We start from the raw sequence: 22,426 nt of genomic DNA, 5'->3' as shown, positions 1-22,426 counted from the left end.
AGTGCTTCGCCTATCCCGCAACACTGGCGGCAATATTGATACTCAATCCAATAATTGCCACATTGAAAAAGAAACTGAGCACTGATTGTGCCAGTACTGTTTTTCTCATAGGGCGCGTTATCACTGCGACATCCGAGGTTTGCGCAGCAACGGCAATCGTGAATGAAAAATACATGAAATCCCAATAGTCGGGATTTTGTTCATCCTCCGGGAAGCGCAATGGATGCTGCGTTGCTGTCGATTTGTAAAACACGAGGGCATAGTGGAACGTGAACAAGATAGCGACTATCTGATTTTCGGATAACATTGCGCAATCGCAGTGCCACTTCCTGCAGAACTTTATCTCCTGCTGCATAGCCATAAGTATCATTGATTGGCTTGAACTCATCCAGATCGATAAACAGTATGGCGATGGATTGATTGTAGCGTTGATCCAGCGCTAAGGCCTGACTGAACAGATCTCCTCTCTCAATTTTGCTTGTTGGTCGTCGTACTTGGGGCAATCCCAGGCACGACGATCAGGTCAGGAATGTCGCAATGAAAGACCCCGGCTTTTGAATCCCCGTGACCTTGTCTGCTTATAAACCATTTTCCAGAAACAGCAGACCTTTTTTAGTAATGAAATACAGCGGCGCGGGGTAAGCCGGATCCAGTTTGGTCGCCAATAGACCCACTTTTATTAGTGCCTCAGCTTCAGCAACCGCATTCACCGTACCATCGCTCCCCCGACTAGTCAAAGCGCGTTCCAACTGATACCACGTCCACTTTCCGTTATTCTTCGCGATTAACTCAACGATAACTTTCTCAATATTCACTAGAACCCCATCAATTTGATTGCTTCAGGATGATAAGGGTGCGGAGTCATGTCTGGCCCACCAATACGATACTCCTCTAAAGTAGCTGTATGCGTGTTATTCCATAGAGTTCTTGATGCTGCCGAATCCATTGGCTGACCCGTTTCCCAACCTAGTCGTCGATAGCGAACAAATTCCCGTAATTCGTGAGTGTAGTAATTACGCTCCACTGCTGTTGCCTCTAGTTCTCCGTTGGCGATCTGCCGTATCCGATTACCCTACCTTTTTCAAGTGCAAGGTATCCTCTGCCCAGACCAAGTTACTCTCCACTGCACCTGCGTGAAAAATATGATCGGACTCTGTTTGATCGGTAAACTTTCCCGTGCTGTAGTCTGATCGATGAATAATTGGATCTCTGAACGCCTTTGCTGGCGGTCACGTTGGGCAATGTGTTCCCCCAAAAACAAAGGTCGGAAAAAATGGCAAGCTCGAATTTAAGAAGTCAGTTTTTCTGTTATCCAGTCCAAATTCAACAGACAAGCAAGAATTGAAGGGCTTTTCAACGTTTACTATCAAGGCAGAAGCGGACGGATACATTCAACTGGTGACTGTACCAGATTACGATCTGCCAGACCCGTCAAAAAGTGCAGGCAAGATCGTAGGCTGGGCCAAGCTTACTGATTTTGAATTTCAAGATTTAAGGAATTGTAACTAAGACAAACAGAGGTATTGGCCGCTATACATCGCGGCCAATACCTTCTTATTTTTTGAACATATTTCTTTGGTTGAGGGTAGATTTGACCAAAATCCACTTCATATTGCATATGGCATTGATCGCAAACATCAGCCTATAACATCTTGCATCATAGACTGTTAAGTTGTATTGCCTCCCCAGTCAGATACGCGCAGGCATCCACATATTGCTGGTACAAGTCAAATGCGCGACAATGAACAGCTTGTTGAAACGCTTTTAGGCGGTCTATATCCCATGTCCAATGGACATTATCGCTACTATCGTCTATTGGGTCAGGTGAAGCCCTGATCCAGAGTTCATTATTTTCAGGAAGCAGGCTGTCTGCTTCTTTCCATCCCACCTCTGGCTCCAATGATTTCTTTAATTTTCGTTCTAAGGGGTCGTCGCCAAAGCTTCTGTTGAGGCTGGAGTCGAGCACATGGAGATTGCCGATGCAATTACCCACATCCCCCCTGGCACGATAGAAGTGTTTTAACACCTCGACTTCACCTTTTAGCTTGCCATCTGAACTGCTTACTATTTTTCGCCAATCATTTCCCCAATGGTGTTGTGGACACAAATGGTCATAGTCGTAAGGAACGCTGTCTTCGTCGCCGTGTCCGACGACTTCATCTTTATATACCGAATACACATATCTTCTTTGTAGCCAAAGCAGACAGGTTTTACGGTTCCAGCCAAATCGTCGGTAGAGATTTCTCTCTTGCTCTGTAGCAATGAACTCACCTTCACGTTTGACAAAGATGTCTTCTCCTGCACGCAGGAAAGGAGATGGCTCCCCCAATAGTAATGACCCCTTTAACTTATCAGCAGGGATCAGAGGTAGTGCGATTCTAGTTTCACTTTCGGTGATTTTTATTAACTCATGATACATTTGTACCGCTGGGAAATTACCCTTCTTCACCAGAGAGAAACATAGTTTGCTGGCCTTGTCATCATGCAAGATACACAGATGCCAGAATAGAGAGAAAGTAATCAAATTGTGGCGGTTGTCATTAATTAAATTATCGTCGCTATCGTTGAGCACGAACCACCGCAGCATAACTTGGAGTAAGCCGCGTGACAGATGCGGCAACATCAGTCCAGGCAACCCTATGTCCTCGTCACCTTTAAATAGCAGCGTTTTATACAGTGCTTCAAAAGAACGCGATAGTCGTCCTTCTTTCAAGTAGCTGCGAAGAACGGACTGTGATGGAACACTATTGTCTTCTTTGAGGAGGGTAGTAAGATGGCGATGAAAATCACTCGCTTTGGGACGTGGCGAGTCTGCGATATCGAAGTGGGCATCAGCCGCAGCCAGACGATAAGCAGTCATAACATAATCGGTCGAACTCATCAAATGACCGGCTTTGCCTTCACGTATTCTTTCCACCAAGTCATGTGCTTCAGGCCACTGCTGTTTAATCATAGAGAACAACAAATCCTCAGCACTCAGAACGGCACCGTTACGGCCTATACGTTCAAATAACAGACTCAAGGGCGCTGGTGCGTCTTCTGGTACGTCTTGAGGTGTGCTGACATACTCAGGTATCAGGATCAGCGGCACTTCGATCTTGTCAAGGCGTTGAAAAGTTATATAGAGCTGATGTAACTTATCACTCAAATGCTTGTTCTCTGAACACGAGGTGTCGGGCAACAGACTACTCATGCAGCGGTCAGAAAAGGACGTCGCATCAGTATGTTGATCTTCACGATAAATTGCCCACAGATCCTTGATCGGTACGCAAAAATTGCGCCCTTGTCCTGCTTTCCATGGGAGCACTTTAGGGCTTGTAATCTCAAAAAACTCGAAATCACGTTTGTTTCTGCCGTTCGGGAATTGCAGATCGTACTGAATCCTAGCCTCTCTCCTATCATGCCTGGAAAGTTTGGTATGGTTATGTCGTTGATAACCAAACACTTGAGTCCTAGTGGAAATACGCAATTCAAAGGGAGAACCGTCCCGACCGTTCTCCCCCAGATCTATCCAAACACAATGATTACCCGCTGGCGCATTACTCCAACCTAGCAGCATGGCTAAGGTTCTTTGCTGACCATCTATGAGACCTATGGCATCACACACAAGTTCAGCCGTGTTTCGACTTACAGAACCAATATCGGTTGCTTTCTGCCCTTTGATTAATTTGCTCACCATTAGGCTGCCTATCGGCATACCGCGCAACAAAGAATCCCATAACTGCACGATCTGTAAAGGCTTCCAAACAAAGCCTCTCTGTATCGGTGGTAATAGCAATCTTTTCGTAAAGTTATTGCTACCCGCAGCCCACTCCAGATAAACGGGTAATGGCATTCCCATGACCTGGCTTTGATCTTTAAACGGCCAATTATTGTTTTCACTCATTGTGTATTTTAATTTTTAGAAGATGTCTTTTACTCGCGCTCATGAATTCCGATCCTAGCTACCCTTGCATTCCTTTGCAGAAATACCTTAGTCTATAACATGACTCAACCACATATTTCTTCATCTTGTTCGAAAGGTGCACAGGGATTCTCGGCCAGGTGAAATTAGCGGATGCGTTCAACATGAGATCACCCACTTTCCCAAGCAACAAGGCTTCTATTTTCTTCCATTGATCATCTCTTAACATCTTGCGGTCGCTTTGCATTTCGGTATCCTGTTTTTCAAATATCGAATATAAACACATTTTCTTGAATGTTAACAGCCCCTAGATTTTACTGGCACCAAAGCCATGACCACCACTTCCAAAAACCTTCGTCGCAGATTTGCATAGATAACTGGCCCGATAGAAAAACTCCGCGATGCTTGCGTTGTCATCGCGGCGTAAATGGTAATAGGGATTTTGTGGTATCTCAACCAAGCCTGTAACAGCGTCTGGAGAGAGTCCCAGAGCACTCGCCCAGGCATCATTCAAGCGATTGAACATGTTCTCCCTTCCAGTTGAGAATCTCCCCAAGGAACAGAAAGCATCGTAATTCAAAAGTATCGCGACATGATAGTGAGGTCGGCCTAGCTGTCCAACCTCTCTTGTCCACACGTATCGAACAACACTGTCGTGCGCATACTTGTTTTCACGGAATGCCATTTGTCGGTTATGTCTGATCTTTGCCTTAAACGATTCAATAAAGCGGTCAATAACTTCGTTTTCATAATTGAACGCACTGTGATTCATATCGGATGGAAAACGCAAATCAAACCGGAATGCAAATACACGGCTATATTGATTCATAGCCCGAGAGATTGTCTGATGCAGTCGATCAAGATATTCAACAATGAATGGACCTTTTTCTGCTTGTATTGGCATACCCAGATAAGTGTCTTGGTGCTGAAGTGTGAGATTTGTATTCAGTCGATGGCGGATCATTTTTAATACTCCTTGAGGTGAGGTTTCATACATTCATCACATGGAGTATTTTTTAATTTGATCTCCTCAGGAGATCATGAGATAAAGCAGATCACACATCTGACGCTGTAGCCAGCACTCTCTCCATTCAATCAGCATGATCAATGACGTATTCGTTGGCATGCAGGGTGGTGCTGCATCAGCAAGCTCCACAAATACACTTACACTAAGTCCTCCGTCTATATCAGATATTCGCTATAGAATGAGCTTCCCTCGGTAATTAGTTCACCATCAGGTGAATGTCATGCAGCCAGATTCTCTTGATTTTGTTTCTTCATCCAGTCGTCCATATATTGAACCGGCGAGCGATAACCTAATGTGGAGTGCTGGCGGGTTCGATTATAAAACACTTCAATATATTCAAAGCTTGCTGCCTTCATTGCGTCATGGGTTGCGTAACGAATTCCATGATATCGCTCATTCTTGAAGCTATTAAACCAGCTCTCGGTAGGTGCGTTATCCCAACAATTTCCTTTGCGGCTCATGGAACAAACCATGCCATATTCCTTGAGCTTGTTCTGAAACGCATTGCTGGCATATTGACTACCGCGATCTGAATGATGCATCACTCCGGCTGGTGGTCGGCGGCGGAACCATGCCATCGTTAAAGCATCCGTCACAATGTCGCTGGTCATGCGCGGTTTGAGGGACCAGCCAATCACTTCCCGGTTGAATAGATCAAGCACAATAGCCAGATAGAGCCAGCCTTCGTCCGTCCATAAGTAGGTGATATCAGAAGTCCACGCTTGATTCGGAGCTGTCGGCATAAAATTTCTATCGAGCAGATTGTCTGCGACAGGTAATGCATGTTTCGAGTCTGTCGTTACCTTGTAGCGGCGCTTATGCCGTGCGCGTATGCCATGCTCTCGCATTATTCTTTCGACACGTTCTTTGCTGGCTGTAAAGCCGCGCAATCTCAGTTCTCTGATCATGCGTGGGCTGCCATACGCGCCCTTGAGTTCAGCATGAATGGCACGAATGATTGCCAGCATCTGTACGTCCGTTAAGCGCTTTCTGCCAGGAATTCCACCTCGTTGCCAGGCGCGATAACCACTCACACTGACTTCAAATACGGCGCACATCTCTGCCAAAGAATAGGTTTTTCTGTTGCCAGCTATCCATGCATACTTCACAGAACATCTTTCGCGAAGTATGCCGCCGCCTTTTTTATGATTTCATTCTCCCGCTTGAGCCTGGCAACTTCTGCTCTTAATCGGGATAGCTCCATGGCTTCCGGTGTGATGACCTTCGTGCCTGCGCCTTTGAGTTTCCCGTCCGATGCAGCCTTGATCCAGTTTCGCAGCGTTTGGTCGCTTAAACCCAGTTCCTTGACGACTACGGAGATGGCTTCGCCGCCTGATACACGTTTGACGGCCAGTTCTTTGAATTCGGTCGTATAAGCTTTTTTTGGTATCCTGTTCATCATTTGTCTTTCCAACGTTACGTTTATTTTACGTCACCTTTGGGGAACTAAATTTCAGGGGAAGCTCAGAAAGCATATTACCAATACCGAAAACCCTCTGATGAAAAGCTGTACCCCTGACAGGAAAATGACGAACAAATGCATGTAATCAAGCAGATTGATTGCTCTGGCAAATTACCATCAAATTCTATCGAAAATTAAATCAACGAATGAAATATCTCAATTCAGTTGTCTGCTAATCGCAAATGCAAATATCGCAAAAAAAGACATTATGATCTGGAAAGAAATGAGAATCTAAAACATGCAGAAGCAACCGTAAGATTCACACAACATTCGAGAAATGGACTACTAAACTTGACTTGAGTCAAGTTTAGTAACATTGTTTCTTTGGTGAATACACATCAGGACTTTTCTGACAAACGCTATTTAGCCTGCCATCGCAAGCATTGGTGCGTTGCGCTGCTTGTCCTGTTCTTTACCCCGGCGCTGTACTTGGTTCTTTTAACTGGTAGTGCTTACTGGTCGATCTGAAATCGCAGCTTGAGTAAGGCTGGCTTGCTGGCCTTACTTCATGTCTGATTGCAAGGATGCGCCAGATTCACCACTCACCACCTGTTACGCCCCCTCGTCCAAATCGCTTGCCCGCATCACCCGCACCAAATCTCAGGTACTGATCCTTCATGGTCAAATAGTAGAATGCCTACCTTAGCTTGTTGCGCGATCCCTGCCGGGGTCATGTGGAGTTCGTATGAGCGGCCATTGCCCAAGTCCGTACAAATCTCAGAAAAAGATCACGAGGACTCAAGCTTGGATGTCCGGCGCAAAAGCCGCCAGGCCCTGAGTGATCGAGCGGTGGTGAGGTACTCGTGGACCAACGGCGTTAAGTCCACAGTGTCGGTATTTGCCTGCACCTCGCTCTGCGACGCCGTTTCATTATTGACTTCACGCAGATCAGGGATTTCTTCTACAGTGTGGACTTGCGACATTGACGCGCTCCAAAAAATAAACAACTTCTGCCGTGCGTATTTCACGCTTAAAGAAGATGGCTGACACGCGGACGCCTTCGTAGTCTTTAGCGGAACTGGCATAGCGCACCCTGCAATTCACATACGAACTGCGCCGGTTGCTCCATTGCCGCGAAATGGCCACCTTCCAGAATCTCGCTCCAGCAATAGAGATTTTTATAGGTAGGTTCGGCCCAAACCTTGGGTGGCGTAAAGGTCTCGCCCTTGAAGCTAGTGACCCCGACTGGTAGCCAGAGCTCCAGACTGTCCATGCTTAACCGCATAGAACGCAAACTGGTGAGGAATTAGGACGTCGGGCTCTGGATGACACGATTGACCCTATGCAATGAGGAACGCCAGTTTATTCATGCTCCCGTGCTTTTTCCTCTTGCTCCATCTCACGCGTCAGAAAATAGTTCAACGCTGTTCGAAGGACGGCGATCGCGCCTAGCTTTCCCAGCATGTCCCAACTAGGTGCGACGGACGTTGCGAGAATATCAGCGCCCAACTGAAATTCCAACGCGAGCGCCATGTATCGCGCCAGTGTCTGCCTCACCGAGTTGTTGTCACGAAGCTGATGCGCGACATAGCTTCGTGCGAACTCAACGAAAGAGGCTACCATCCCGATTCCGATAACGAGCGCACCCACACTCTCGACAACAAGCTTGAGCCACAAGACGCAATTGACGATAGCGTCTTCAGCGCCCACATCGAAAGGGGAAGGAATCATGATGATGCTTTCGCGTTTTATGTAACCGGAAATTTACGCCAAGCGCCCACTACGGAAATCGCTGACGGCCTGATTAATCTCTTCCTGGGTATTCATGACGAATGGCCCGTGTTGCACGATCGGTTGATGCAGCGGTCGTCCAGCGATCAGCAGTGCGCGGCAGGGTTCGGATGCCTGCAAGACGATGCCATCGCAATCTGCATCATTCCCGAATACCGCCATATGGCGAGCCGGTACGGTTTTCTTGCCAATCGATAATTCGCCGCGGTAGGGGAAAACAAATGCGTTGAATTCCGACGAAAGCGTCTGGGCAAAGCGCCCGCCAGCGGGCAGATGCAGGTCAAGATACAGTGGCTGCGTGATGTCGCGCTGTATCGTGCCCGCGACACCGTGACTGGCACCGGCGATGACGCGCACTGTCACACCTTCTGCGGTGACAAATTCCGGAATCTCGGTACTCTTGAAATCGCGGTACCAAGGCACGAGCATTTTGTCTTTAGCGGCGAGATTCAGCCAGAGTTGAAAACTCTCCAAGCGCCCTTCATGTTGCTCCGGCATTTCGGAGTGAACCACCCCACGACCGGCGGTCATCCACTGCATACCTCCGCTCTCAAGCAGGCCTTCGTTCCCGGCGCTGTCGCGGTGGCGCATACGCCCAGCGATCAAATAGGTGGCAATTTCAAAGCCGCGATGCGGATGATCGGGAAAGCCACCAAAGTAGTCTCCAGGATCATTGGAAGTAATGGCGTCGAGCATCAGGAAAGGGTCCAATCGGTGCTGCCACTCATGGGTCAGCACGCGCGTCAACTGCACGCCCGCGCCATCAGAAGTCAACTCACCTGTCACCAGATGCTCGACAGGGCGCGGTTTATGAACTATTTCCAAGTTGGGGGTAGTTTGCATGGTTACATCTCTTTAAAAAAATATTAATCGCTTATAGCTAACCTGGTAACAGGTTCCGCGGATCAGCAGTGCGTTTCGGATCGCTCAGGCAAACAGCCACCGCTTCACGAGCTTCGTATAGCGCGGCATGATGACGTAGACCATGAGCACAACGATGGTTCCTGTCACAACAAAAGTAGTGAACAAACGATGGTCGGGGATGCCCAGGAGCCGCAGCGCCGGCGAGACGATCATGGGAACGCCGAGGACTAGGGGATAAATCACAGACCAGGTCACCAAACTCTGCCGCCAACGAGCGGGCACCTTGGTCTTGGCTTCCATCGGGGCAAACCAGAAATCCAGACCGCTACTAATAAAGAAATCGTCGTCACTGGCAAGAAATGGCTTGACTCTTTCGATGAGCTGACTGCGAACTGGTGACTCCGTCCAGGCCCGCAGGTTGGCTGTCGTGTCAAACCGGATAATGACCGTGTAGGTCGAGGAAAAACCTGGAACCGGCGAGATGATCTGCCAATCAAGATTGCCAGCCGATGACCGGCAAAGCGGCCCGATTTCGCTCATCCATTTTTCATACTCACTCTGCCTGCCATCACGCACCCGATGAGTGATAACCACCGTTGCCCCCATGGCGTCATCGGTGCTGGTCAATTTCACGTTTGGCCTCATGGTTTCGTTAGCGTGATGTGGCATTCGTTTCAATCAATGAAGTGGTTTGGATATTTCAAATGCACAAGTGGATTCCATCTGAATTCTTGGCAATAAGCACACTGCTTTTTTTACAACTCACTCCAAGTTGAAGACTAAGAGGCCGCCTGCTCCCAGGTGGCCCAAGTTCAGTTTTTGCGTGGACTTATTTCACGCTTTTTTGTGCTGTGTCATAGCTCTCCATCAACGCCCCATAGGCGGGAACGATGTGATCGATCATGACCTTCGCGAAATCCATTGCTTCTGGGCGATTCCAAGTGTTCATCAACTCAGACATGACCGCGAATGTGTCAATCGGCATTGCTCCTGCCTGCGTGACCCGGGCAATGGTGAGGTCGGTTGCCATCTGAGAGTGGTTACCTGAGGCATCCACAATGCAGAACACCTTGTATCCTGCGGCAAGTGCGCTGAGTGCAGGGAAAGCCATGCAAATACTGGTAAGCGTGCCTGCGATGAGCAGTGTTTTCCGCTTGGTGCTTTCGATGGCTTCAACAAAGGGACGGTGATCCCACGCGTTGATCGGGCCGCTGCGCGGAACATGCACCGCATCGGGGTTGCTCTGATGAATCTCTGGAATGATTGGACCATTCGGACCTTCCGGAACCGATGCCGTTGTAATGGTTGGAATCTTTGCGATGTGCGCCACCTTCGCAAGCGTAGTCACGTTATTGCGAAGGGTCGTGTACTCTATATCGCGAACCAGTTGGAACAGCCCGCTCTGATGATCTATCAGCAGCAATACCGCATCCTTGGTGTCAATCATCCACTTGTTTGTTGTCATTTCATTTTCCTTTTGGCTTTGACTACTAAATTTGCTGCCCAAGGCAGCGGAGAGAGTCAGAAGATGGGGCTTGGCCTGATTCAAAGCCAATTCCGTATCCGAGTACTGTATTTAATCAGTTGCACAATGGAAGATAAACCCACAAAATATCAACTCATTATTTGATTTTCTAAAACAATATGACTATCGACATCGTAGTGAGCATGCGGGTCTTTACCGCAGTAGTGGATGCAGGGAGCTTTGCCGGTGCAGCGGACAAACTCGATCTATCGCGAGGCATGGCCACGCGTTATGTGGCGCAACTCGAAGAGCATTTGGGCGTTCTGCTGCTCCAGCGGACCACGCGCAAGCTCTCGCTCACGGAGGCCGGCAATGACTATTACGAGCGTGCGGTCCAGGTACTGACCATGATCGCGGAGGCCGAGAGTTCGGTGGCACAGGAAGTCTCTGTTCCGCGTGGAATTTTGAGAGTCAGTTCCTCGAATGCGTTTGGTGCCCGCCATTTGGGCTTGGCGATCACAGAATACCTGCAGCAATATCCGGGGGTTCAAGTCGATGTCACACTCAACGACCGGGTGGTCGACTTGGTTGAAGAAGGTTTTGATGTCGCGATACGCGTCGCAACAAAAATTGATCCAGGACTGGTTGCTCGCAAGCTGGCGAGCTCGCGCCTCGTGGTTTGTGCCTCGCCTGGCTATTTGAAAAAGCATGGAGTCCCCAAAGTGCCTGAAGATCTCGCCAACCACAAATGTCTTACCTACGCCTATGTGAGTTCACCAAACGAGTGGCACTTCAGACGCGAAGGTGTGGAAAAAAAGATTCTGGTTTCAGGTAGTCTATCTGGTAATAGTGGCGACATCCTGCGCAGTGCCGCCATCGAAGGCCTTGGCGTTACTCTGCAACCGGACTTCCTGATCCATGAGACGCTACGTGAACGGAAGCTGGTGCGCGTTCTCTCGGACTGGGAAACTGACGATCTCGCTGTATTTGCCGTTTATCCTAATCGCAAGTTTCTGCCGCCCAAGGTGCGCAGCTTCATCGATTTTCTCGTTGAGCGTTTCGGTCCCGAGCCCTATTGGAATATTTAAGTGGGTGCCCGCTAAAAGTTGATAGTGTGGACCTGCGAATAACTGAAGAAAGCTGGATTGAGTGTGCCCGCGAGTCTTTCGCGAAGGTCGGACACATTCTTATCGTCGCTTTGCCAATGGAGGCTGGAGGACTGTTTTTGCTACTCTAAGCTATTGCTTAAGCGCACGCTGAATGGATCATCTGCAATTGCCGTATCCTTACAAACCAAAACTCCATTGTTTTTTTGCATTTCCCTCTCAATCTTAAAGCCCGGCACTTTACTGCCAATCATTCTTTCTACCGTTTGTAGCACATTGCATCGTCGCCCGATCAGTCGCGATCAGCCGAGTAGGCGACGTCTGCCGAGCCTGACTTCTGGCACGTCAGGGTATTGGCCGCGACGGATCAGCTTGGCTTTGGGGAGTAATAAAGACCGGAAACACTGATCTTGTTTACAGATATAACCGACAACGTGCTCTAAAAGGTTATTGCGCAAATCCATTTCATTCCAGCGAATCAAACCCACACCCAGACGCCCCATCTTGTGGTAATTTTTAGCCTCCTTGTTGCAGTTCCAATAGCCACCACGTCCTCTCGTAACGACCTCGCTCCAGTATTGCCCAATCTGCATGGCATGAAAAATATGGCTGCTGCCATTCCGCGCTGACCCATTAAAAAACAGCACCAGATGAAAATGAATTCCCCTCTCTATGCCGTACTCAGTTTTGACAATATAGCCTTCCAGAGACTCAAATAGGTAGTTGTTGCGCATATTAGCAAATAGCCTATCCAAGTCAGCCAGCGCCATTTCCAGAGACATTTTGCAAGTCAGTTCTTTGCAATAAGCCAGGTCCACCCGTAATACGACTAACCGGTCACAGCAATCAAATAAAGCATTTACATAGTTGCAATAGTCCGTGTAACGCTCGTTCGCTTCCTTGGCTTGCAAACGCAATTTTGCCTTGAATTCAGCCGTCCTGCTTTTTGCATACATCACCTCCAATAACCGACAAAAACCATCCCAGTCAGGCACTACATAGCGCAGTTGAGTTGACGATGAATGAGGAACTTCCTTTACAACGCTCCCATTCTTTTTTGTCAATATCAGTAACTGAAGACAGCTTTCTATAAAGACGTTCAGATATTCGCTGTATTCAAACTCCATTGGCAAAAGGACGACCGTAGCCAAATAGACATCAATGCGTTCAAACATGGCCTGATACTTCAGGCACGAACTCAGTGAAATTGATGGGGCAACATGATTACCTGAAACATGGTCAATCTCCCTCATTCGACATAGTTGTTTAATCCAGTCCTGCAATTCTGCGAGACGTTCGCTGAAAAACAGTCGCGGCATTTGAGGTTCAGTGCCCAAGTCAGATTGCTGATAGAGCAATTGACCAGGCAAACCCTGGTTATTCAATTCAGGTAAAAAAGAAAGATGTCGGTACGGCATGATTATTACTCCTGAGAAAAATACTTAACCGGTCAAGCGAGATGAAAAAGTCATGACGACTCATCTGGTTAAAGCCAGATGAGCTAAGGTGAGTGAGGGATGGATACAGCTGATCTGAAAATTGAACAGATCAAACTTTGCAATTTTGTCTGTTTGATCAAAAAGTCAATATCGTCAGTGATTTGTCACTTACGCTACTTCATGGACTTGAATTGTCATTCAACTATGATGGACTGATATTAGAAAAACATTCTTTACCAATTAGTGAATTGGGATTTGATACGCTTTTAAGCTAGTGAAGACAGATTGATATTTGATCATCTTCCCCAGAGTAAATGTTTGGCAAGCTCACTGACGTTTGATGTGTCAGTTGCCTATTGGTTATTTAATTTCTTATTTAATAACATAAATAACCGAAATCTTGGATCAATGAAATCAGCGCGCTGGACACTCCTCTTGGCAAAAATACAGCATTTAAGCCATGTTTAAAGGACAGGGACAATATGCAGAGTTAGCTCCCAAAGTTAGCAGAATAAAAAATGATTATCTTACTTTGAACCTACCGCACCGCCACGACTCGCTGCTATACGTACCTCGATCCATGCCGTTACTTCCGACGCGACCCAGGCGACGCCGCCTTTGGCGCCGATCGATAAAGATATTGGCTTGGGGAAAGCCGGGTCGTATTGTTTGCAGTCAGGGTTAATCCTGCCATAGATACTACTGCGCTTAAGACCTGTCAAAATTTCTACTTGTTGACGACGCAGCAATAGGGGTTGAATTGGGGTTTGCATTGTTATGGCTCCAGGATTGAGTTATGCAGGTCGCCGGTGCGCTCTGCACATCATGGACTGAAGGCATATTTTTTAACTAATTCTGGGTTGATTTGGAAGCCTCCAATGAGCGTCATTTACCCTTACTAAGAAAGCAACTCTGTAGTTCAAAGATCAATGCTGAAGATATACAAACGTCCAGTTTTTGAAAGCTCATTACAATCAATGTACCGCTATTTTTCTGGAAGATAAGCGTCGAATCGTATGTTTCAAAAAGGAACGCATTGAAATCCCACCATTTCATATGTAAACCCACTCTCATTAATCATCTAAAGTTTCTCTAGAGACTCTCTAGAATAACTCTATATTTACTGCAAAATACCGCTAAAATAACACTAAAAAACATCTCAAACTTTAAGATAAAAATTACTAGGAAGTAACTTTTTGGTTCGATTTTATTTACTTGATTGGAAAGCAATATGGGGATAACGGACACAACTTCATCAGCCACCTTGGTGTACAAAAATCCAGTTGAGAAGCGCACCGATACTTGGCTATGGTTCTGGTTATTTAGCAAGGGATGTAGCCTCACGCAGGATAGCTATTTAGCACCGGACATGAGGGAGCAGATCACCAGCGCCCTAAACTCAAATCCCAACTTCGCGCAATCGAGTCGAACTGATCAAGGGCGCTTTTTACTACTAAATGAACGTTTAGCCTGGATCACCGGCGAAGTTAGACAGATCCAATGGTTGCTTTCACGCTTCTTTCGAATTACTAACTATCAGATACATATGCCCCCACCACGACTAGAGGGGCGTGATTTGGTAATTGCAACCATTGATACTTGGAATGTAGATCTCACCCACAAAAACAATGCGGTTGGTCAACTAGAGCGCGATTGGAATCAGCACACACAAAATGACCGACAGTTTGAATGGTTCAAGGGAGATGATGAAAATTCTCGTTGTGCGCTAGCCTGGGATTGGCTGAAAGAGAAGAACAATTATGCACTCTTTGGCTCAACTGCCCCCTCCAACCATGAAAGCTTGCTTATGCTCTTTGATCGCCTGCAAAAGAGTGATGCCGAGATGAAACTTATTATTGATGCAATTAAGAAGCGCTGGAGCCAGCAACAATATCGCAAGAAAAATAATGGCAAAAAGCAGTGTAACTTATTGCTATCACCTGAAGCTTTTGACAGCCTTGATAAATTGGCGATGAAATATAACTTAAGCAGAGCTCAAATCGTTGAAGTTCTAATTCGACTTGAAACAGAGCGAGGCGCTTATCTTCCAGAAAAAATGAAGGCGATGAAATTTGAATGGCGCCAAATGACTTCTTCTGACACCCAAAAATCTGCAGACGCAACAACGAACCAATAGCATCCAATTTATTCCAACACAAAATGGCATACTGGATGGCATACTGAGAAATATAGAAAAAGAAAAATCCCTTTAAAATCAAGGGCTTTTTCGTATTCCGTGGCGGAAGCTGTGAGATTCGAACTCACGAAGGCTATAACACCTCGCCAGTTTTCAAGACTGGTGCATTCAACCGCTCTGCCAAGCTTCCGAGCCGATGATTATACCCGGATTATGCTTCTTCAACAAGGCTCAAATTTCCGTATGAAAATTCTTGTCCAGCAGGTTGATAATCTGTTCCGGGCTGACGGGTTTGGAATACAGGTAGCCTTGCACCTCGTCACAGCCAGCCTTGATCAAAAAATCAAGTTGTTCGCGGGTTTCCACGCCTTCGGCGATGACTTTGTGGTGTAGCTGTTTGGCCATAAGGATGATGGCGCTGGCGATGGCGCAATCGTTGGGGTCGGTGGGGATGCTTTGTATGAAGGACCGGTCGATTTTAAGCGTATCAATAGGGAAACGTTTCAGGTACGACAAGCTGGAATAGCCGGTGCCAAAGTCGTCCAGTGCCAGCACCACGTCTTGTGCGGTGATTTGTTCCATGATGGCGATCACGCTTTCCGAGCTATGCATGAGCATGCCTTCGGTAATTTCCAGTTCCAGCCACTGGGGTGATATCTGGTAACGCTGCAAGGCTTCTTTGACGCGCACTGGCAGGTTATTGGTAAATTCCCTGGCTGACACGTTGACGGCAATGCGGAAAGGCGCAATGCCGCTGTCTTGCCAGGCTTTGGCCTGGGCGCAGGCGGTTTCCAGTACCCATTCATCAATTTGCAGGATCAAGCCAGTTTCTTCGGCAACGGGGATGAACTCTACTGGTGAGATGAAGCCTTTGTCTGGATGTTGCCAGCGCAATAGCGCTTCGGCACCGATGATTTTGCCGCTGGCCAGGTCTACCTTGGGTTGATACACCAGATAAAATTCCTGGTTTTCCAGCGCCTTGCGCATGGCGGATTCCAGGTACAGCCTGCCGGCGATGCTCTGGTTCATGCTGTCGCTGTAAAACAAGAAGCTGCCGGATACGTTGCCGGCACTGCGCTTGGCTTTCACCATGGCGATATCGGCTTTTTGCAGCAGGGTGTCAGCACCGCTACCATCTTGCGGGTAGACGCTGATGCCTATGCTGGCCCCTACCCGCAGTTCATGCCCATCCACTACGAATGCATTCTCTAGCGCGTGCAACAGCTTTTGCACCACCAGGCTGGCATGAAAATGCTGGCTGATATCCAGCAAGGCAATCGCAAACTCATCACCCCCCAGACGGGCGACGATGTCGTTTTCGCGCAAGGTGGTCAAAAACCGGGACGAGACCTGGCGCAGCAGTTCATTGCCTATATCATGGCCCAGGGTGTCATTGATGAGCTTGAAACGGTTCAGGTCAATAAAGATGATGGCGGCGCTGGTGTTATTGCGTTGTGACTGCAACAGGGCCTTGTCCACCAATTGCTTGAACAGGCTGCGGTTGGGCAGGCTGGTCAGCGCATCGTAATAGGCCAGGTAATTGATTTTGTCTTCGGCTTCTTTACGCGCAGTAATGTCGCTTAAATAGCCGATGATGCCGATGGGCATGCCATGGGTATCACACAAAGGTGACAGGCTGAGGCTGGCCCAGAACACTGCACCGGATTTCTTTTTGCGGCGCACTTCCATCTCGCGCCCGCCCTGCTCCAGAAAACTGTCATATAGCTTGAGGCCATCGATGTCTTCGTCGTCATACAGAAAAAGAATATTCTTGCCGATGACTTCCTGGGCGTCATAACCAAACAGTTTTTCTGCACCACGGTTCCAACTGATGATGAAGCCTGCCAGATCCATGGTAATGACGGATTCATGAATCTGATCAAGTATCTGCGTCTGTTGCAGTTGCGCCTGGGCGGATGCCTGGTATTGCTTGTCCAGCAAAGCACGGCGTGAAAACAGGCTGGCTGTCAGCGCAGCCAATATGTTCAGTTTTTGTATGTCTGCCTGGTTGATGCGTCCCATTTTGCCGGACAGCACATAGTAACTTTCGGCATTAGCGGCACAATGTATTGCGCCCTGCATCTGTCCTGGGTCGGGCAAACCGCGTTTGAAAGCGACATTGGCATCGTTAAAAATGGCACTGACGATACGGTTCAATTCTGCATCCAGCGCTTCGCCTTGCAGGCACAATACGGCCTCGCTCAGGCTGACGCCGATTTCCAGTTCGTTGATCGCGGGCGGCATGCTCATGGTCACATATCCTGGCAAACCTGGTTGACCCATGCATAGGCAGAGATCACACAGTCATAATACTCATCCGGCTTAAGGCCGATTTCGCCCATCAACGCCATGTCAAAGTGCGCATGCGCACGGTCGGCCCGCTCTACCAGGTCCAGGCATTTGCCCAGTTGCCCGGATTTGTGCAGCAAGGCATCCAGCACGTCGGTATGCAAGTTCAGCGACTGCAATACTTCCGCCAATGGGTTGCCAAACAGTTTGTCCAGCAATGAAAACATGCCGACCATGAAGGCGCAATCCAGTTGGTCTTTATTGCCACCCTGCTTGTGGCAGATAGCCTCCATCAGGCTGGCACGAAAAGCGGCGCGGGGCATCAAGGGGTTCAAACCACCACCGTTGTCATGCTGGCGCGCGTATAGCAATAATTGCAGCCATCTTTGCAACTGTCGTCGGCCCAGCAGGTTGATGGCCTGGCCAAAACTGGATACCCCAACGGTCTGCGCAAAGGCAGCCGAGCTGACCAGTTTAAACAACATGAAAGACAGGGTGGTGTCTTGCTTGAAAAGTTCTTCCAGTTCACGCGATTCGGCATCCCGGGCGACAAGACCCAGCAGCTTCAGCAAACGCGTCCTGACGCTAGCGTCGGCGGTTTTATTATTGGCAGGTGGATTAAATGCGTAATCGCCAGAAAACCATTTGAAACCGGCCTCACCAGCATGCTCTTGTAGTACGGCACTGGACAGGTTTTTTGCCAGATGCATGCCACCGTGCAAGCGCCCCAGCCAGGGTTTGACCTGGGCAGGTATGGCGGTGTGGCAATCAACCGCAAGAATTTTGGTGCCTTCCCAGGCGGGTTCACAACTGGCGGTAAAATCATCCAATAATACCGCCACACCCAGCGAAGAAAAATGCTTTAACCTGAGTTGTATCTCTTTATCGCTGGCATGCACTTCGGGTACGCACAGCTTCAACCTTGCGACAGGCAGGCGGGTATCCAGATCAACGGGGACCTGGGCGACGTCACTGATTTTTACCAGCAGCGAAATGGGGCTTAGCCTGGCAAAGAATTCGCTCTCATTCAAAAACTGAAGAATCGAAAACACTTCTCCCACAGGCATGTCACCAAAATCAGCCTGCAATGCCTGCAGTTGCTGTTTGCCGTTCATGACTGGCAAAAATGTGCCAATTCCTCGGTGTTGTGTCATAGCTGGAAGAGCAATTCAGATCAGAAATTGTTAAAGATATTAATTTGAGAATTTAGCAATTGCAACATAATTTAAAGCAATACATGAGGTATTTTGAATATTATCGGCAGGACTGTCTGTTTCCTTTAAAAACCAGGCCAGAACTTGCTATGTCGTTGCTATGTCGTCGCTATATCGTTGAGCAGGTGTCGCGAAAATGCTTCACTGCAAGACAGCGCGCGAATGGCTGTCTGATGAAAAGATGCACCAGTGGACTGTTACAGTTCACTGATATCTTACAAAGTGATGGGTGACGCACCTGCCAGGATCAGGTGGTTTTCAAGAAAATCTGCTGCAAATCGTTCAGGAAAAGTTTGCCCAAAGCCGTGGGCGAGATCGTCTGGTGATCGCGGTATAGCAAGCCCTTCTTTTCTGCCTCAAGCAACTCGCTCTCAATCGTATTGAGCAGCATGCCGGTACGTTCCTGGAACAGGTTGACGTTGAACCCACCTTGCAGGCGCAAGGCATTCAGCATAAATTCAAAGCCCATTTCATCCGGCTGGATTTCGGCAGCTTCCTGCACGGCATTGCCGCTTGCCACGGCATCCATATACGCTTTGGGTTGTTTGTAGCGCGCCTGCCTGACCACACGGTGGGGGAAAGACAGTTTGGAATGCGCACCGGCACCTATGCCCAGGTAATCACCAAAGTTCCAGTAATTCAGGTTATGTCGCGATTCGCGTTTTGTTTTGGCATAGGCAGACACTTCATAATTACCGTAGCCAGCAGCCGCCATGTTGGCATGGATAAGATCCTGCATTTCGGCACTGAGGTCATCATCCGGTATCGCGGGTGGGTATTTGGCGAAATAGGTATTCGGTTCCAGTGTCAGGTGATACAGGGACAAATGCGGTGGCGCAAAAGCGATGGCGGTTTCCACATCCTGCCTGACTTCTTCCAGAGTCTGGCCGGGCAAGGCAAACATGAGGTCTAGATTGAAGTTGTCAAAATTGGCCCTGGCTATATCGATGGCGCGACGTGCCTCATCGCCGTCATGGATGCGGCCCAGCGCTGCCAGGTGACGTGAGTTAAAGCTTTGTATACCAACCGACAGGCGGTTGATACCGCTTTGGCGGTAGGAGCGGAATTTTTCTGCTTCAAACGTGCCTGGATTGGCTTCCATGGTGATTTCAGCCGCACCGTCCAGTGGCAGCAAGGTGCGTACGTCAGACAACAGCCTGTCCAGCCCGGCTGCTGACATCAGGCTGGGTGTGCCGCCACCGATAAAGACGGTGTATATCTTGCGTCCCCAAATCAGCGGCAAGGCCATTTCAAGATCAGCCCGCAGTGCATCCAGATAGGCTTGTTCATCAAAGCTGCTACGCACTTCATGCGAATTGAAATCGCAGTAAGGGCACTTTTTTACGCACCACGGAAAATGAATATACAGTGACAGCGGTGGCAATTGCGTCAGGTTAAGGCTGCCGGGCGACAGGTATTGGCTGGCCACGTTTTGTGGTACCGCCGATAAATCGCGCTTGTTTGTTTGAACTGCGGGTGTCGCCGGAATAGGCTTGATCGGTATCATCTGAGTTTTTCAACCAGGGCACGTAAGGCCTGCCCACGATGGGATAACTGATTTTTTTGTTCTGCTGACAGCTCAGCCACGGTCTTGTTAAGACTGGGCAAGAAAAAATGCGGGTCATAGCCAAAACCGTTTTCACCGCGGGCATCGGCAATCAACTCACCAGCCCAGACACCGTCAGCAATCACTGGTTGTGGGTCAAATTCAGAACGCACAAAGACCAGCACACAATAATAATAGGCTGACTTGTCGCCAATACCAGCCAAATCGGCAATCAGCTTTTGATTATTCCTGAGGTCGGACTTGGGTTCGCCTGCATAACGGGCAGAAATCACGCCCGGTGCGCCGTTGAGGGCATTCACGCAGATACCGGAATCATCAGCCAGCGCCGGCAGGCCGGTCAGGCGCGACGCATGCCTGGCCTTGGTCAAAGCATTTTCTACAAAGCTGAGGTAAGGCTCCTCTGCTTCAGGCACCTGAAATTCAGATTGCGAGCATAGCGTAATACCCAGCGGGGCAAGTATCTGGTAAAACTCTTTCAGCTTGCCCTGATTATTCGATGCCAGGACGATTTTCTTGTTCATAGCCCCACCCTCTTCAGCTTGCCTGCAAGCCTAGCACCTGTTTTTGCAAGGCGATCAGGTCGTTGATACCTTCTTGTGCCAGGTCCAGCAAGCGGTTCATGGTGGCACGATCAAAAGTTTCACCTTCGGCGGTCCCCTGCACTTCGACAAAATGACCGTTTTCTGTCATGACCACATTCATGTCGGTATCGCATTGTGAATCTTCCAGATAATCCAGATCCAGTACCGGGTGTGACTGGTATACGCCAACAGAAATCGCAGCCACAAAATGCTTGACCGGCACCCGTGAAATCAGCCCGCGCTCCACCAGTTTGGAAAACGCATCATAAGCTGCCACCATGGCACCGGTGATCGAGGCGGTACGTGTACCACCGTCGGCCTGAATGACGTCGCAATCAATATGCAGCGTGCGTTCACCAAATGCATCCAGATCAAAAGCAGCGCGCAAGGACCGGCCTATCAGTCGCTGGATTTCCTGGGTACGGCCTGACTGCTTGCCCTTGGCTGCTTCGCGGTCCATGCGGCTGTGGGTGGAACGTGGCAGCATGCCATATTCGGCGGTCAGCCAACCCTGGCCTTTACCCTTTAAAAAGCCGGGCACCTTGTCTTCTATGCTGGCGGTACAGATAACGCGGGTGTCGCCAAACTCGATCAGGACTGAACCTTCTGCATGCTTGGTGAAATGGCGACTGATAACAACCGGACGCAAGGCGTCCGCTGTACGCCCACTAGGGCGAAATGGATTTGACATGTGGTTTAATTCTTAGTAGTAATGCGTGACGATTTATGTATCGCGTTGCGGATTTCGGCAATGGCCTTTTCTATTTCGGCGTCATTGAAGACATCGCCATCGGTGGCTTCCACTTCAGCATCCATGGGTGCCTGTATGGTCGTCGTGACAGACCCGATAGGCAGGGTATTGGTGGAAATGATGGTGGAATTATCCATCCTGTCATCGCCTTCCCACATCATGGCCAGGGCGGTGACATTGTCACTCTGCTTGCCGGCAATATCGACGGCTGAGCGTATCAGTTCAGGCACGGCCCGCACTATGGTATGGTCGTGCAGGCGCTGCGCCAGCATATGGTCAGGCAATACCGACCACAGGCCATCAGAACACAACAGCAGCAAATCACCCGGCTGCAACACCGCACGGCGCGACAATTCGACGATAGGTGCATTCGGCGCGCCCAGGCAATTGAAAAGTTTGTTGCGGTCCGGATGGGTATGGCGTTCTGCCGGATCAACCTTACCTTGCGCAATCAGGGTTTCCAGACGCGAATGATCTTTGGTACGCAGCAAAATCTGCCCCTGGCGTATCCAGTACAAACGTGAATCACCGCAATGCGCCCAGTAGGCATAACCATTCTGGATCAGGCAGGCGACGATGGTGGTACGCGGGGTTTCGGGCAAGTTGTTGATGGCGCGATAGCGATGTATCTCTTGATGCGCCGCCAGGAAACTGTCTTCCATAAACCGTTCCGGGCGCCCTATCATGGGATGCGCCTGCTGCTGGAAGAGATTGCCTATGGTCTGCATGGCAATTGCTGCTGCCATTTCGCCCATGATGTGGCCACCCATGCCATCCGCCAGCAAGAGCAAAATCGAATCCCGAGTGAAGCTATACCCCATTCGATCCTGGTTGACCTTGCGGCCACCAATGTGACTTTCTTGATAAACGGAAAAACGCATGTGATATA

Annotated in this window: 21 protein-coding genes and 1 tRNA gene; 2 read left to right on the top strand and 20 right to left on the bottom strand. The window is 48.8% G+C overall.

Annotated features, from left to right (window positions below; genetic code table 11):
- Window positions 1-10: 10 nt before the first annotated feature.
- From ACO0K9_RS02010 to ACO0K9_RS01960, 11 genes are all read right to left on the bottom strand, one after another.
- Window positions 11-307 (bottom strand): DUF1345 domain-containing protein, encoded by a 297-nt coding sequence (locus ACO0K9_RS02010; RefSeq protein ID WP_422982496.1) that lies wholly within the window; start codon window positions 305-307, stop codon window positions 11-13.
- Window positions 201-503, bottom strand: coding sequence for a GGDEF domain-containing protein (locus tag ACO0K9_RS02005; RefSeq protein WP_422981234.1), 303 nt, complete (start codon window positions 501-503; stop codon window positions 201-203). The genes ACO0K9_RS02010 and ACO0K9_RS02005 overlap by 107 nt, the downstream gene beginning before the upstream one ends.
- Before the next feature lie 75 nt (window positions 504-578).
- Window positions 579-815, bottom strand: coding sequence for a hypothetical protein (locus ACO0K9_RS02000; RefSeq protein ID WP_422981232.1), 237 nt, complete (start codon window positions 813-815; stop codon window positions 579-581).
- 842 nt (window positions 816-1,657) lie between these two features.
- Entirely contained in the window at window positions 1,658-3,886 is a 2,229-nt protein-coding gene (locus tag ACO0K9_RS01995) for a DUF262 domain-containing protein (RefSeq protein WP_422981230.1), read from the bottom strand.
- 325 nt (window positions 3,887-4,211) lie between these two features.
- Complete coding sequence (locus ACO0K9_RS01990; RefSeq protein WP_422981228.1) at window positions 4,212-4,868, bottom strand: inovirus Gp2 family protein; 657 nt, start codon at window positions 4,866-4,868, stop codon at window positions 4,212-4,214.
- Window positions 4,869-5,149: 281 nt separating this feature from the next.
- A protein-coding gene (locus tag ACO0K9_RS01985; protein ID WP_422981226.1) for an IS3 family transposase occupies window positions 5,150-6,330 on the bottom strand; the annotation gives its coding sequence in 2 pieces (ribosomal slippage) (window positions 5,150-6,078 and window positions 6,078-6,330; 1,182 coding nt in all).
- Window positions 6,331-7,402: 1,072 nt separating this feature from the next.
- Window positions 7,403-7,606, bottom strand: coding sequence for a hypothetical protein (locus ACO0K9_RS01980; protein WP_422981224.1), 204 nt, complete (start codon window positions 7,604-7,606; stop codon window positions 7,403-7,405).
- An 89-nt stretch (window positions 7,607-7,695) separates the two neighbouring features.
- Window positions 7,696-8,064: a DUF1622 domain-containing protein gene (locus ACO0K9_RS01975; RefSeq protein WP_422981222.1), complete on the bottom strand. Its 369-nt coding sequence runs from the start codon at window positions 8,062-8,064 to the stop codon at window positions 7,696-7,698.
- Window positions 8,065-8,097: 33 nt separating this feature from the next.
- Window positions 8,098-8,967, bottom strand: a complete 870-nt coding sequence (locus ACO0K9_RS01970; RefSeq protein WP_422981220.1) for a pirin family protein — start codon at window positions 8,965-8,967, stop codon at window positions 8,098-8,100.
- An 84-nt stretch (window positions 8,968-9,051) separates the two neighbouring features.
- On the bottom strand, window positions 9,052-9,621 hold the full coding sequence (locus ACO0K9_RS01965; RefSeq protein ID WP_422981218.1) for an antibiotic biosynthesis monooxygenase: 570 nt from the start codon (window positions 9,619-9,621) through the stop codon (window positions 9,052-9,054).
- A 196-nt stretch (window positions 9,622-9,817) separates the two neighbouring features.
- Entirely contained in the window at window positions 9,818-10,453 is a 636-nt protein-coding gene (locus ACO0K9_RS01960) for an isochorismatase family protein (protein WP_422982494.1), read from the bottom strand.
- A 179-nt stretch (window positions 10,454-10,632) separates the two neighbouring features.
- On the opposite strand from ACO0K9_RS01960, the gene ACO0K9_RS01955 reads away from it, so the two are divergent.
- A complete protein-coding gene (locus ACO0K9_RS01955; RefSeq protein WP_422981216.1) occupies window positions 10,633-11,541 on the top strand; it encodes a LysR family transcriptional regulator in 909 nt (302 codons plus the stop codon).
- 320 nt (window positions 11,542-11,861) lie between these two features.
- On the opposite strand, the gene ACO0K9_RS01950 is transcribed toward ACO0K9_RS01955, so the two are convergent.
- Together ACO0K9_RS01950 and ACO0K9_RS01945 are read right to left on the bottom strand one after the other, a co-directional pair.
- Entirely contained in the window at window positions 11,862-12,977 is a 1,116-nt protein-coding gene (locus ACO0K9_RS01950) for a hypothetical protein (RefSeq protein WP_422981214.1), read from the bottom strand.
- Between the two features lie 548 nt (window positions 12,978-13,525).
- Window positions 13,526-13,771: a helix-turn-helix transcriptional regulator gene (locus ACO0K9_RS01945; RefSeq protein WP_422981212.1), complete on the bottom strand. Its 246-nt coding sequence runs from the start codon at window positions 13,769-13,771 to the stop codon at window positions 13,526-13,528.
- Between the two features lie 458 nt (window positions 13,772-14,229).
- Here ACO0K9_RS01945 and ACO0K9_RS01940 point away from each other — a divergent pair, with 458 nt between their 5' ends.
- Complete coding sequence (locus ACO0K9_RS01940; protein WP_422981210.1) at window positions 14,230-15,135, top strand: hypothetical protein; 906 nt, start codon at window positions 14,230-14,232, stop codon at window positions 15,133-15,135.
- 100 nt (window positions 15,136-15,235) lie between these two features.
- Here the strand turns inward: ACO0K9_RS01940 and ACO0K9_RS01935 are convergent.
- From ACO0K9_RS01935 to ACO0K9_RS01905, 7 genes are all read right to left on the bottom strand, one after another.
- Window positions 15,236-15,325: transfer RNA gene (locus ACO0K9_RS01935), tRNA-Ser, on the bottom strand.
- A 41-nt stretch (window positions 15,326-15,366) separates the two neighbouring features.
- Complete coding sequence (locus ACO0K9_RS01930; protein WP_422981208.1) at window positions 15,367-17,385, bottom strand: putative bifunctional diguanylate cyclase/phosphodiesterase; 2,019 nt, start codon at window positions 17,383-17,385, stop codon at window positions 15,367-15,369.
- 2 nt (window positions 17,386-17,387) lie between these two features.
- Window positions 17,388-18,539 (bottom strand): EAL and HDOD domain-containing protein, encoded by a 1,152-nt coding sequence (locus ACO0K9_RS01925; protein ID WP_422981205.1) that lies wholly within the window; start codon window positions 18,537-18,539, stop codon window positions 17,388-17,390.
- 346 nt (window positions 18,540-18,885) lie between these two features.
- Entirely contained in the window at window positions 18,886-20,145 is a 1,260-nt protein-coding gene (gene hemW / locus ACO0K9_RS01920) for a radical SAM family heme chaperone HemW (RefSeq protein WP_422981203.1), read from the bottom strand.
- On the bottom strand, window positions 20,142-20,726 hold the full coding sequence (gene rdgB / locus ACO0K9_RS01915; protein WP_422981201.1) for an RdgB/HAM1 family non-canonical purine NTP pyrophosphatase: 585 nt from the start codon (window positions 20,724-20,726) through the stop codon (window positions 20,142-20,144). The genes hemW and rdgB overlap by 4 nt, the downstream gene beginning before the upstream one ends.
- 13 nt (window positions 20,727-20,739) lie before the next feature.
- Window positions 20,740-21,477 carry a ribonuclease PH gene (gene rph, locus ACO0K9_RS01910; RefSeq protein WP_422981199.1) on the bottom strand — a complete coding sequence of 246 codons (738 nt, stop codon included), beginning with the start codon at window positions 21,475-21,477 and terminating at the stop codon, window positions 20,740-20,742.
- A 5-nt stretch (window positions 21,478-21,482) separates the two neighbouring features.
- On the bottom strand, window positions 21,483-22,418 hold the full coding sequence (locus tag ACO0K9_RS01905; RefSeq protein WP_422981197.1) for a PP2C family protein-serine/threonine phosphatase: 936 nt from the start codon (window positions 22,416-22,418) through the stop codon (window positions 21,483-21,485).
- Window positions 22,419-22,426: the final 8 nt, after the last annotated feature.

Origin of the sequence: Undibacterium sp. Ji50W (genome assembly GCF_049340445.1) — a bacterium.
Taxonomy (GTDB): domain Bacteria; phylum Pseudomonadota; class Gammaproteobacteria; order Burkholderiales; family Burkholderiaceae_D; genus Undibacterium.
The sequence above is the reverse complement of the archived record's forward strand: the minus strand, read 5'-3'. Positions and strand labels throughout refer to the sequence as shown.

Bases quoted from the DNA above. Each gene is read 5' to 3' on its own strand.
- ACO0K9_RS01940 (WP_422981210.1), top strand. From the start codon at position 14,230: ATGGGGATAACGGACACAACTTCATCAGCCACCTTGGTGTACAAAAAT.
- ACO0K9_RS01995 (WP_422981230.1), bottom strand. From the start codon at position 3,886: ATGAGTGAAAACAATAATTGGCCGTTTAAAGATCAAAGCCAGGTCATG.
- ACO0K9_RS01990 (WP_422981228.1), bottom strand. From the start codon at position 4,868: ATGATCCGCCATCGACTGAATACAAATCTCACACTTCAGCACCAAGAC.
- ACO0K9_RS01925 (WP_422981205.1), bottom strand. From the start codon at position 18,539: ATGAACGGCAAACAGCAACTGCAGGCATTGCAGGCTGATTTTGGTGAC.
- ACO0K9_RS01960 (WP_422982494.1), bottom strand. From the start codon at position 10,453: ATGACAACAAACAAGTGGATGATTGACACCAAGGATGCGGTATTGCTG.
- hemW (WP_422981203.1), bottom strand. From the start codon at position 20,145: ATGATACCGATCAAGCCTATTCCGGCGACACCCGCAGTTCAAACAAAC.
- ACO0K9_RS02010 (WP_422982496.1), bottom strand. From the start codon at position 307: ATGTTATCCGAAAATCAGATAGTCGCTATCTTGTTCACGTTCCACTAT.
- ACO0K9_RS01950 (WP_422981214.1), bottom strand. From the start codon at position 12,977: ATGCCGTACCGACATCTTTCTTTTTTACCTGAATTGAATAACCAGGGT.
- ACO0K9_RS01945 (WP_422981212.1), bottom strand. From the start codon at position 13,771: ATGCAAACCCCAATTCAACCCCTATTGCTGCGTCGTCAACAAGTAGAA.
- ACO0K9_RS01905 (WP_422981197.1), bottom strand. From the start codon at position 22,418: ATGCGTTTTTCCGTTTATCAAGAAAGTCACATTGGTGGCCGCAAGGTC.
- ACO0K9_RS01970 (WP_422981220.1), bottom strand. From the start codon at position 8,967: ATGCAAACTACCCCCAACTTGGAAATAGTTCATAAACCGCGCCCTGTC.
- rph (WP_422981199.1), bottom strand. From the start codon at position 21,477: ATGTCAAATCCATTTCGCCCTAGTGGGCGTACAGCGGACGCCTTGCGT.
- ACO0K9_RS01930 (WP_422981208.1), bottom strand. From the start codon at position 17,385: ATGAGCATGCCGCCCGCGATCAACGAACTGGAAATCGGCGTCAGCCTG.
- ACO0K9_RS01975 (WP_422981222.1), bottom strand. From the start codon at position 8,064: ATGATTCCTTCCCCTTTCGATGTGGGCGCTGAAGACGCTATCGTCAAT.
- ACO0K9_RS01980 (WP_422981224.1), bottom strand. From the start codon at position 7,606: ATGGACAGTCTGGAGCTCTGGCTACCAGTCGGGGTCACTAGCTTCAAG.
- ACO0K9_RS01955 (WP_422981216.1), top strand. From the start codon at position 10,633: ATGACTATCGACATCGTAGTGAGCATGCGGGTCTTTACCGCAGTAGTG.
- rdgB (WP_422981201.1), bottom strand. From the start codon at position 20,726: ATGAACAAGAAAATCGTCCTGGCATCGAATAATCAGGGCAAGCTGAAA.